The organism is Flavobacterium sp. FlaQc-52 (assembly GCF_044007495.1).
Taxonomy (GTDB): Bacteria; Bacteroidota; Bacteroidia; order Flavobacteriales; family Flavobacteriaceae; genus Flavobacterium; species Flavobacterium cupriresistens.
Window position 1 is genome coordinate 896750 of record NZ_JBIPCV010000001.1, and the last position, 12502, is coordinate 909251.

Here is a 12502-nt window from a genome sequence, read left to right on the forward strand (position 1 = left end):
ACAGCTAATCCATTTATTTATAAATAATCGTACAGTAATAATAATAACATAACAGTTATATATATAGATTTGTGTAATAATAACATTTAAAATTTTTTACAGATGGACAAGACGCAATTACTGTCAAAATTATGGGAACAATACGCTGAAATTACCCCATCAGCAAAAAAAATTCATGACTTATTAGAACAAAAAGGAGAAGAGATAAAAAACGATCATATTGCGATCCGCACATTCAATGATAATAGAATAAATATTACCGTATTAGAAAGGCTTTTTGTAAACCTTGGTTACGAAGCTAAAGGAGAATACCATTTTGAGTCTAAAAAATTGTTCGCTAAACATTACGAACATGCTACGGATCAGAATGCACCAAGAATTTTCATTTCTGAATTGGAACTGGAAAAATGTTCTCCTGAATTACAGGCAACGGTAAAAAGCATTTTGGACAGTTGTGACCAAAAGCTATTTGACCATCCGGAATTAGTATTGAGCGGAACCGTTTGGAACGCCAATTCACACGCCACTTACCAATCTTTATTGGCCGAATCTGAATATGCGGCTTGGATGTATGTTTACGGATTCCGTGCGAACCATTTTACAATAAATACTAATGCCTTGAAAGGCTTTGCTACTTTACAAGATCTAAATGCTTTCTTAGAAGATAACGGATGGAAATTAAATGCCTCAGGAGGAAAAATTAAAGGTACACCCGAGCAATTATTAGAACAATCCAGCACCTTGGCAGATTTACACATCGTTAATTTTGAGGAAGGTGCTTTAGAAATCCCTTCTTGTTACTACGAATTCGCGCTTCGTTATCCAATGGCCAACAGTGAACTGTACCAAGGATTTATTGCTTCTTCTGCTGACAAGATATTTGAAAGTACAGACGTACAATTACAACACAATAAATAGTAATACGCTTTAAAAGAAGATTTAATTCCAATTCTTTTTCTTTTAAAGTATAAAAGCACATACAAAACATGACATCAATAACATCGCAATTTGGAATGAATGAGGCTCTGGTAAAACTGGGCATCAAAACGATAAATGAAGGAACATCGACAGGTTTGCAAAACTTTTCATCAGGAGGCATTTTAGGAAGTTATTCTCCGGTAGACGGAAAATTAATTGCTTCAGTAAAAATGTCAACTCCTGAGGACTATGAAAGAGTACTGCAAGCTGCAACAGAAGCTTTCAAAACATTTCGATTAATTCCGGCTCCACAACGTGGCGAGATTGTGCGTCAGTTTGGAGAAAAATTGCGTGAGAATAAAGAGGCTCTTGGTAAATTGGTTTCTTATGAGATGGGTAAGTCACTTCAAGAAGGTTATGGTGAAGTACAGGAAATGATCGACATCTGTGATTTTGCAGTGGGATTATCACGTCAGCTTCACGGATTGACAATGCACTCTGAAAGACCGGGACACCGTATGTACGAACAATACCATTCCTTAGGAGTTGTCGGAATTATTTCAGCATTCAACTTTCCGGTTGCCGTTTGGGCATGGAATACCGCTCTGGCTTGGATCTCCGGTGATGTTTGCGTTTGGAAACCTTCAGAAAAAACGCCTATCTGCGGTATCGCTTGTCAAAACATCATGGCCCAAGTTATTAAAGAAAATAATTTACCGGAAGGAATTTCCTGTTTGATCAACGGTGATTATAAAATTGGAGAATTACTAACTGCTGATACCCGTATTCCTCTAATTTCTGCTACAGGTTCGACCCGCATGGGAAAAATTGTAGCACAAACCGTTGCCGGACGTTTAGGCAAATCATTACTGGAATTAGGAGGAAACAATGCCATTATTGTAACTCCCGATGCTGATATCAAAATGACCGTTATAGGTGCCGTTTTTGGCGCAGTTGGTACAGCGGGACAACGTTGTACATCAACCAGAAGATTGATCATTCACGAAAGTATTTACGATAAAGTAAAAGATGCGTTAGTTGCTGCCTACAAACAACTACGTATTGGAAATCCGCTTAACGAAAACAATCATGTTGGCCCACTAATTGACACACATGCAGTTGAAATGTACACTCAGGCTTTACAAAAAGTAGTAGCCGAAGGTGGAAACATTCTTATAGAAGGCGGTGTTCTTTCAGGAAAAGGTTACGAAAGTGGTTGTTATGTAAAACCTGCTATTGCCGAAGCTCAAAATTCCTTTGAAATTGTACAACACGAAACATTTGCGCCGGTTTTATATCTGGTAAAATATTCCGGAGAAGTAGAAAACGCCATTGACCTTCAAAACGGAGTAGCTCAAGGATTGTCCTCAGCCATTATGACTAATAATTTGCGTGAGGCCGAAAGATTTTTATCTGTAACAGGTTCTGACTGCGGTATTGCCAATGTAAATATCGGAACATCGGGAGCTGAAATCGGAGGCGCTTTTGGCGGAGAAAAAGAAACCGGTGGCGGTCGCGAATCAGGATCTGATGCCTGGAAAATTTACATGAGACGTCAAACCAATACCATCAACTATACGACCAGCCTTCCACTGGCCCAGGGAATTAAATTCGACCTATAAATCATCAAAAAAAACAATTAACCAAAACCACTATCAAATGAAAAAACCAATTTTATTAAGTAAGGAAATAAGCTATATTGTCTTATTTCTATGCTTGTGGCTGCCAGCTATCGGTTTTGCACAAGCAAATCAGGCGCAAAAAAGCGTTTCAGGAAAAATAACTGACAATAAAGGTTTTACCCTTCCGGGAGTGAATATAACCTTAGATGCGACCAATGTGAGCGCAAATAGTGATGAAAACGGAAAATTTACATTACTTATTCCATCCGATATCAAAAACCCAACTTTAACCTTTACTTATATTGGGTTTACCAGTCAGTCAATAGCAGTCAATAACAGCAAAGAACTAAACGTTGTACTGCTGGAAGAAAACAATAAACTGGACGAAGTAGTCGTGATCGGGTACGGTTCTATCAAAAAAGGAAACGTTACCGGAGCTATTTCTTCCGTAAAAAAAGAAAGCATCGAAACCAGAGCTACCAATAATGCTGCTGAGGCCTTACAAGGTTTAGTAGCAGGGGTAAATGTTCAAAAAAGTGGAGGAACCGCCGGAGCAACTGTAAAAGTTAAAATTCGTGGAATCAATACTTTCGGAAGCACCGAACCTTTATACATTATTGACGGTTTTCAGGGAGATATAGCTTCTGTAAATCCAACCAATATTGAGTCAATGGAAGTTCTAAAAGATGGAGCTGCAGCTGCAATTTATGGATCTGTTGCTGCCAATGGTGTCATTATCGTGACTACTAAAGCAGGTCAAAAAGAAGGAATTAAAGTTGATTTTACTTCTTTTGTGAAAGGTACATCAACCGCAAAAACTTTAGATTTATTAGATGCACAAGGCTATCAGACCGTTCACAGAAGAATGTACGATGAATACAATAAATATGCTAATACTCCTGTAACTTTACCGGCCTATATTACCAAACCGGGACAATACAATACAGACTGGCAAGATCAGGTTTTCCGTTCCGGGTTAGCGCAGAATTATGGTATAGGCGTTCAGGGACGTCAGGGTGTGGTTAAATTTGCACTTTATGGGAACTATTCAACAGAAAAAGGAATTGTAATTGACAATAATTTTGGACAACGCAATGCAAGTGCCAGAGTGAGTTTCAAAAAATCAATTTTTGATGTTGATACAAAATTATCATACCTTACTACTAATAATGAGCAACCTAACTTTCAATTAAAAGAAGTTTACGCGATCTCGCCATTAGTACCCGTATTAGATCCAAATGAAACTTATGGTTACGGTTTAACCAACAAAGACGGTTTGCCTTTTAATACCAACCCGGTAGCAGATGAGCATTTTAGAAGCGGAGCTGTAAAGTCACAGGATTTAACGGCTAATATCTCGATAACAGCCAATCTGGCTCCTTGGTTAAAATTTAAAACGGCTTACTCTTATCATGAAATAAACACCCAGCTTGAGGCACACAATCCGCCTTTTATTGCCAACACACAAGCACCGGAAAAATATACCGTACACAGAGAAAGAAGAGCTTTTTGGGATGAGCAAATTTTTGAAAATACATTGACTGTAGCCAAAACATTCGGAGCTCATTCTATTGATTTTCTTTTGGGAGCAACCATCAACCCGTCATCTTCTAATTGGAATGACATTACGGTAGAAGGAAAAACAATAGATCACACGGTAGAAAATGGACAACTTGTTTCTGTTGAACGCCCTTCAGGATTCTTAGATCCGGGATTCGAAACCATCGGAGCCGGAAAAGGCGGAACATATTCTGCTGACGGATCTAAATACCAATACAACAGACTTTCTTATTACAGCCGTCTGAATTACTCGTACAAAGACCGTTATTTAGCACAGGCCACTTTACGTTATGATGGTTCGTCAAAATTTGGAAAGGACAGCCGTTGGGGAGCCTTCCCATCTGTTGCTTTGGGTTGGAAAATTGATAAAGAGAGTTTCTTTCCGGAAGATTTCTTCGTTTCTAAATTAAAATTGCGTGCCAGCTGGGGACAATTGGGTAATGAAGCAGCATTAGGTTACTATGCATCAAGCTCTTTAATTACTTCAGGAAATTATTTAAACTCGGGTTATGTGCAAGGAACCGGAGGTAACCCATGGCCGGGAAGTATCGCTACAACATTAGAAAACAGAAAATTAAAATGGGAGACTACCGACTCTAAAAACATCGGTATTGATTATACCCTTAAAAACGGAAAAATTAGCGGTTCGATCAATTTCTATCGCAACGTCACCAACGATTTGTTGATTACAAAAAGATTGGCACCATCAGCAGGTATCGATGATCCAATTCTAAACGTAGGTAAAGTAAGCAACAGTGGATTTGAATTCGAAATAAATTATAGCGAACAAAGTAATGCCTTCAAATACAATGTAGGTTTCAATTTTTCAACGTTACGCAACAATGTTGAATCTCTTGCCAATGCCGATCAGGCGATTTATGGAGAAGGTCTAAAATTTAATGACGAGCACTTCCCTACTCAGGCACGTGTGGGTACTCCGATTAGCGCCTTTTACTTGTACCGCACTAATGGAATTTTTCAATCTCAGGACGAGGTAAACAGTTATACCAATAATGGTACTTTAATTCAACCCAATGCCAAACCGGGAGATATTAGGTTTAAAGATTTAAACAATGACGGTATAATTAATGAAAAAGACAAAGAATATACCGGTACGGGTTTACCAAAAGTAGAGGCTAACTTAACTTTGGGAGCCAGTTATAAAGGCTTTGATTTTAGTACTTTAATCGGAAGCGGCTGGGGTAATAAATTGTACAACGGAAACCGTTATTTTTACGAATCCATGAGTTCAGGAACCAATATGCTGGCTTCTACTCTTAACTCCTGGACACCCGAAAACCGCAGCAATACACCACGTGCCGTACTTGGAGATCCTAATGGAAACAGCAGAGAGTCAGATCGTTTTCTGGAGAGTGGAAATTTCGTTCGCATGCGTCAGTTACAAATCGGATATTCTTTACCGCAGGAATTGTTAGAAGCAGCCAAAATAGATAAATTAAGATTCTACATCAGTGCTGAAAATTTATTTACCATCACCAAGTATTCCGGTACAGACCCTGAATTCTCCAGACGTGAGCTATTGGATACCGGAGTAGACCGTTTTGTGTATCCGTTTACGAGATCATTTATTTTGGGTGTACAGTACGTATTTTAAGAAATTTATAAAGAAACAATCATGAAAAAGATATTCAAATTTTTTACTGTTCTAAGTTTAGTAGCAGTAACGGCATGTAGTAATGATTTCCTCGAACAACAATCACCGGATCAACTCGACTCTTCTACCTTCTGGAGAAATAAAGCTGACGCCGAAGCAGGTCTTTCTGCCACCTATGCCTTTTTGGAAGCCTCCATTGACGAATATTCCTTCTCTGAAATAAAATGGCCCGTAGAAGCCTATCGAGAAGACATCTGCAAATTAGGAAGTGATGCCCTTAATTATCAAAGCTGGGTAGAATTGGCTGATTTTACTTATACTAACGGAAACACTCAGTTTACCAGTTATTGGAAATACAATTACCGCGGGATCAGTAATGCCAATCAGGTTATTACCAAAGTAGGTGAAATGTCCTCCTCCTCTATTAACAATGCCGACAGAAACCAAGTCATTGCAGAAGCACGTTTTTTGAGAGCCTATTACCATTTAAAATTAATTTTGAACTGGGAGAAAATCAAGATCAGAAACAAATACATCACGGATCAAGCTCAAATTAGCATTCCACTTTCTGAGCGTGCAGAAGCATGGGATTTTATTATCGGCGAATTAAAAGCAGTTGCCACTGTACTTCCTGCTGCTCAACCGGCAGAAAAAGCAGGTCGTGCAACCAGCGGAGCAGCTAACAGTTATCTTGGTTTTGCTTATTTAACAAGAGCTTATGAAGAAACAGCACAGAAACAAACTTATCTTACGGAGTCCCTTGCTGCTTTTAACAAAGTTCAGGGTTACGAACTTGTAAAAGATTATGTAAGTCTTTTTAACGGAACTAATAAAAACTCTAAAGAATCTATATTTGAACTTCAATTTACAGAGAACACTTCAAATGGTGCTTTCTATCGTACAGCCTTACACTTCTGGATGGCGGCCAGCGAACTGGGTGGTTGGGATGAAATCCTGCCAACAACTATGTTGATGAACGAGTTTAAAAAAGAAGGCAAAATAGCGACTACAGGAAATTATGACACTCGTCTTTACAGCAATATTTTCTTTAAAGATCCTTATTTTAATGATGCGGCTAATCCTAGAATTTTTGGAGCTACTTACGATCAAAAATTTGGCACTTTAGACAAGCCCGTTTTCCGCAAATACCTGCCTCCTACTCAGGAACAAATGGATACCGAATTTTTAGGACTTAACGTTCCTTTAATGCGTTACTCGAATGTTCTTTTGATGAAAGCAGAAGCCCTAAACGAACTACAGCGTCCGGCCGAAGCAATTCCTTTTATCAACGCGGTTCGTGAGCGTGCAGACATGCCCAATATGACAGGTACTACCTATGATGCTGTAAAAACTCAAATCGAACATGAAAGAATTATTGAGTTTCCTTTAGAAAACTTCCGCTTTTACGATTTACGTCGTTGGGGGAAAACCAAAGCGGCTCTTGATGCCGTTGGCCGCACCAATTTTGATGCTGCAAAAAATAACTTTTATCCGGTTCCTTTAACGGAAATACAAAATAATTAGACTTATTTTTACCCTGAAAGCAGTACAAAACTCTTTCAGGGTAATTATTTCAAAACATCAAATAAATTAAATATCATGTCCAAAAAAGAAGCATTTTCTATTTTTTTGTTCTTTTTAATGATGCAGAGTACTTTTGCTCAAAATAAATACACCAACTTAGAAGCCAGTAAAAACAGTCTGGATTACAAAGGAGACCCTAAAAATGCAACCGATCGAAAATCACTCGCTTTTTCTGATAAAGGAGCCTGGTTTGGATTCGGCTTTTTGGAACCCGCCGTAGCTCAGGGTGGATTCTCAGGCCCTTTTTTAATGACAGAGCAAAACGGAGTCTGGCTAAGTGCTTCTTTTATTTCTTTACATCTAATCGATGAAAAACAACAAGAACTTATCGATTGGAAAACAGCTTTAGTACAACAAAATAGTTATAACAGTCATTTAGAACAACAATTTCAAAACGATCAACTGGAGGTAATCCAACAACTAGTATTTTCATCCGGTCAATCTGCCATTCAAAAAACAACAATCAAAAATCGATCATCAAAAACAATAACACTTACTCCTGCATATTATTCTAAAATATATCTGGATAATCTACAGTTTTCAGCGGAAGAGAATGCGATCAAAATCGTTTCTTCAAAAAGCAATGCTATTGGACATGTTCAATTTCTTAGCGCAAAAAGTACCATCGAAATCACAAAAGAAGGTTTCGCTGCCAAAACTGCTGAACTTACTTTAAAACCTAATGAAACTAAGGAAATTGTAGTTTCTCAAACCTATGTTTTTCCACAATACGATTGGAAAAAAGAAAAGGAAGATCTCTCAAAAATAAAATTTAATACGCTTTTAGAAAATACAAAACGAGAGAAAGAAAAGCAACTGTCTCAGTTAATTTCGAAAAAGAAATCAATATATAAAGGAACCGATTATTCTGTTTTCCTAGCCAAACTGGTTCTTACTTTACAAAACAACAGCCGAATTGCGGCCGAAGGATTAAAACACGAAGGTATATTTCCGAGTTATCATTACGAATGGTTTCATGGTTTCTGGGCATGGGACAGTTGGAAACATGCGGCAGCGGCAGCTCATTTTGCGCCCGAATTAGCCAAAAACCAAATGCGTGCTTTATTTGATTATCAGTCACCAAATGGTTTTATCCCGGATTGTATTTACAGAGATACTTCCATTGAACCTAACAATTACAGAAATACAAAATCTCCTCTTGCCGCTTGGGCGGTTTGGGAAATTTACAAACAGACTAAAGATGTTGATTTCATAAAAGAATTTTATCCAAAGTTGAAAAAATACCATGCGTGGTGGTATAAAGATCGCGATCATGATCAGGATGGTCTTTGCGAATTTGGTTCAACAGACGGTACTTTAATTGCCGGAAAATGGGAAAGTGGTATGGATAACGCCGTACGTTTTGACAATAGTAAAATACTTAAAAACGGTGAAAATGCGTATTCAATGGATCAGGAAAGTGTTGATTTAAATTCTTTTTTATATGCCGAAAAAAACTATTTGGCTATGATGGCTAACGTTTTAAAATTGGCTGACGACGAGAAAAATTGGAAGACAGAAAGTGAGCAATTAAAAAATCAGATTCAGACCCAATTTTGGGACGCCAGTTCAGGTTGGTTTTACGATACTACAATTGATGGCAAGAATTTTATAAAAGATATGGGTTGCGAAGGTTATTTACCACTTTGGGTAGAAGCTGCAACCAGCGAGCAGGCAAAAGCTATAAAAAACAACTTATTAGATCCATTATCTTTTAACACGTTTGTTCCTTTGCCGACTTTAGCCGCAAATCAATCAAAATTCAAACCGGATAATGGGTATTGGAGAGGTCCAATCTGGCTCGATCAAAGTTATTTCGGAATTGATGGTTTACGAAAATATGGATATGTGAACGAAGCCAATCAGCTTTCAAACAAACTTATTCACAATGCAGAAGGCGCTTTTGAGAAAGGAAAATCGATTCGCGAAAATTACCATCCTATTACCGGAAAAGGTTTAGAATCGGAAAATTTTAGCTGGTCAGCGGCACATTATTTACTTTTACTTTTAAATGATTAGGGGTTGAAGAACACATAGAATGGGACGCGGATTATGCGGGTGTGCTGGCGCACAAACGCGGATAAAAACGGATTTTTTTTTATTTAAAATGGGTTTATTTCTTTGCTTAAATTCATTTGCATTTAAACAAAGACTCGATAGCAGTCAGCAGCTTGTAGGTCAAGAAAGAAACATAGATAAAACAAATTAAAAAAATCCGTTTTTATCCGCGTCTTCACGATAGTGAATCCGTACAATCCGCGTCCAAACCTAATCAACAATATAAAAATTGAGAAACCAATTAAGAAATGAAGCATGTGCAGAAGCAATAATAAATAGTTAAACCATATAAGTAATGTAAGTTCATTTAAAACAAAGCTTATATTTTCTTAAATAACTTATATGGTTTAAAATTTTGCATCCTCATGATAATTCAACACCATAAAAATTAATGAAACCAAGTAAGAAATGAAGCATGTGCAGAAGCAATAATAAATAGTTAAACCATGTAAGTAATGTAAGTTCATTTAAAACAAAGCTTATATTTTCTTAAATAACTTATATGGTTTAAAATTTTGCGTCCTCATGATAATTCAACACTATAAAAATTGATAAAACCAATTAAGAAATGAAGCATTACAATTCGAGATTAACCAAGTTTATAGCATCAATAGTACTGCTGTCGGGTGGCTTTTCTGTTTCTTTAGTTGCACAGGAAAAGAAAACTCCACAAACAGAGAAAGCAGATCCAAAACGTTTTTTCACCAAATCTGATTTAATGCAGATTGGTGTTTATTATTATCCCGAACAATGGCCAAGGGAGCAATGGGAACGCGACTTAAAAAACATTAAAAAATTAGGTTTTGAGTTCACCCATTTCGCCGAATTTGCCTGGACTTATATGGAACCTGAACAGGGAAAATATGATTTTAAATGGCTTGATGATGCCTTGGCAATAGCCGAAAAAGAAGGTTTAAAAGTAATTCTTTGTACCCCGACACCAACGCCTCCGGCATGGATGGGCGACAAATATCCGGAGATCTATCTTACTGATGCTAATGGCCGTCGCAGAGAACATGGCAACAGAGCCAATGTATCGGTAACGAATGAAAAATACCGCGAATTTACCGATCAGATTGTTGCTGAATTGGGAAAACGATATGGAAAAAACAAAAACATTATGGGTTGGCAAATCGATAATGAGCCTTTGGCAACAGCCGATTTTAGTCCTTCTGCCCGCAAAGCTTTTCAAGTTTGGTTAAAAGCTAAATATGGAACCATCGAAAAATTAAATACCGAATGGGTCGGTAGTTTTTGGAGTACGCGTTATTCCAATTTCGAACAAATAATTTTGCCTAATGCCGAGATTTATTTTGAAGACAAATTAAGTCCACATGCGGTTTTGGATTTCAAACGATTTACCTCAGACGCACAAGCCGAGTATCTGAACAGACAAGCCGAAATACTTAGAAAATACATTGATCCGAAACAATGGATCACTACCAATTTCACCAATGTAATTTATGATGCTAACCCAAGGAGTGCCGACAAAATGGATTTCATTACCTACACCATGTATCCCGTAAGCGGTCAGAATCAGTTGGGTGGTCAGAGTTTTAGAATGGGGTCTCCAAGCAAAATTTCAGAAGCCAACGATTATTACCGCTCCATAACTGGTGTAACCGGTGTTATGGAACTGCAACCGGGACAGGTAAACTGGGCGGGCATTAATCCGCAGTTATTACCGGGAACCGTGCACATGTGGCTTTCTCAGGCTTTTGGCGGTAATTGTTCTTTTACTTGCACCTACCGATACAGACATCCGCTGGGAAGTAGTGAAATGTACCATGATGGCATTGTGGGTACAGATGGCGTTACACTTTCACAAGGTGGTAAGGAATTTGTTGAATCGATACAAGACATGAAATTGTTGCGTAAAGCGTACGATCCTAAAGCCGTATTGCCTCAAAATCTTGTAAAAAGAAAGACCGGTTTCTTATGGAGTCATGATAACCTTTGGGATTTAGAAAACCAAAAACAAACGAAATTCTGGAATACCTGGAAACATAGAAATACCTATACGGCTGCTATTAAATCTACGGGAGCTCCGATGGACTTTATTACCGAAGCAGACAATTTTGCTGATTATCCGTTTATCGTCGCTCCGGCTTATCAGCTTATTGATCAAAAATTAGTTGCCAAATGGCAAAAATATGTTGAAAATGGAGGTCACCTAATCTTATCTTGCCGTACCGGACAAAAAGACAAAAACGGACATTTTTTTGAAGCCAACTGGGGTGCACCAATCGTACCGCTAATAGGTGCTGACGTGGATTTCTTCGATATGCTGGTTTCGGATGTGAATGGAGTTGTAAAAGCAGGAAACACTACTTTTCAATGGAATACTTGGGCAGATGTGCTTACACCCAAACAAGGAACAGAAGTTCTGGCGACTTATGAAGATCAATTTTATAAAGGAAAAGCCGCAGCAGTAACTCGAAAATTAGGCAAAGGAACAATTACCTACGTTGGTGTTGAAAGCAATGACGGTAACTTAGAAAGAGAAATTGTTCGTACGATGTACACTCGTGCCAATGTTGCTATTGAAAATTTACCAAAAGGTGTTTTTATCGAATGGAGAGATGGTTTTTATGTGGGTGTAAATTATACTAATGAACCTGTTAATTTACCTATTCCGCAAGGCAGTAAAATACTGGTTGGACAAAACCCGTTATTACCTGCACAAGCGGTAATTTGGAAATAAACTATTACTCTCAGGGTCTTTTGATTATCCTGATCTTTTGCCACGAATTTCACTAATTGGCACGAATTATTTTCTTGCCACAGATTACACTGATTCCTACAGATTAAATCTTTCTAATTCTTTTAATCTGTGGCAAAAAAATTAGGTACAAGTTTGTAATTTGGTTTTGACAAAATAAAAACAGCACGCAGATTTTGCAGATCTTGGAGATTTCCGCAAAAGAAGTGATAAAAAAATCTGCTAAATCTGCGTGAAAAAAAGTAGGCGAAATTGTGTAATTTGAGCTTGATAGACTAAAAATTATGCAAATGAATAATGACACAGATTACACTGATTCTCACAGATTAAATCTTTTTAATCCTTTTAATCTGTGGCAAAAAAAGTAGGTACAAGTTTATAATTTAGTTTTGACAGAATAAAAATAGCACGCAGATTTTGCAG

6 protein-coding genes are annotated in these 12502 nt (G+C 37.7%); all 6 read left to right on the forward strand.

Translation table 11 applies throughout. From position 1 onward, the window contains the following. The first annotated feature begins 102 nt into the window (after positions 1–102). The 6 genes from ACHRV5_RS03570 to ACHRV5_RS03595 all read left to right on the forward strand — a co-directional run bounded on the left by ACHRV5_RS03570 (position 103) and on the right by ACHRV5_RS03595 (position 12061). Entirely contained in the window at positions 103–918 is an 816-nt protein-coding gene (locus ACHRV5_RS03570; protein ID WP_395425798.1) for a DUF1338 domain-containing protein, read from the forward strand. A gap of 68 nt (positions 919–986) precedes the next feature. After that, positions 987–2540, forward strand: a complete 1554-nt coding sequence (locus tag ACHRV5_RS03575) for an aldehyde dehydrogenase family protein (protein WP_395425799.1) — start codon at positions 987–989, stop codon at positions 2538–2540. Between the two features lie 37 nt (positions 2541–2577). Continuing rightward, positions 2578–5715, forward strand: coding sequence for a SusC/RagA family TonB-linked outer membrane protein (locus ACHRV5_RS03580; protein ID WP_395425800.1), 3138 nt, complete (start codon positions 2578–2580; stop codon positions 5713–5715). A gap of 21 nt (positions 5716–5736) precedes the next feature. Next, a complete protein-coding gene (locus tag ACHRV5_RS03585) occupies positions 5737–7239 on the forward strand; it encodes a RagB/SusD family nutrient uptake outer membrane protein (RefSeq protein ID WP_395425801.1) in 1503 nt (500 codons plus the stop codon). Between the two features lie 75 nt (positions 7240–7314). Then, entirely contained in the window at positions 7315–9318 is a 2004-nt protein-coding gene (locus ACHRV5_RS03590) for an MGH1-like glycoside hydrolase domain-containing protein (RefSeq protein WP_395425802.1), read from the forward strand. Between the two features lie 607 nt (positions 9319–9925). Beyond that, positions 9926–12061, forward strand: a complete 2136-nt coding sequence (locus tag ACHRV5_RS03595; RefSeq protein ID WP_395425803.1) for a beta-galactosidase — start codon at positions 9926–9928, stop codon at positions 12059–12061. Positions 12062–12502: the final 441 nt, after the last annotated feature.

What these genes read in the sequence shown, in the direction of transcription:
- ACHRV5_RS03575 (WP_395425799.1), top strand. Translation starts at nt 987, where the DNA reads ATGACATCAATAACATCGCAATTTGGAATGAATGAGGCTCTGGTAAAA.
- ACHRV5_RS03570 (WP_395425798.1), top strand. Translation starts at nt 103, where the DNA reads ATGGACAAGACGCAATTACTGTCAAAATTATGGGAACAATACGCTGAA.
- ACHRV5_RS03585 (WP_395425801.1), top strand. Translation starts at nt 5,737, where the DNA reads ATGAAAAAGATATTCAAATTTTTTACTGTTCTAAGTTTAGTAGCAGTA.
- ACHRV5_RS03580 (WP_395425800.1), top strand. Translation starts at nt 2,578, where the DNA reads ATGAAAAAACCAATTTTATTAAGTAAGGAAATAAGCTATATTGTCTTA.
- ACHRV5_RS03595 (WP_395425803.1), top strand. Translation starts at nt 9,926, where the DNA reads ATGAAGCATTACAATTCGAGATTAACCAAGTTTATAGCATCAATAGTA.
- ACHRV5_RS03590 (WP_395425802.1), top strand. Translation starts at nt 7,315, where the DNA reads ATGTCCAAAAAAGAAGCATTTTCTATTTTTTTGTTCTTTTTAATGATG.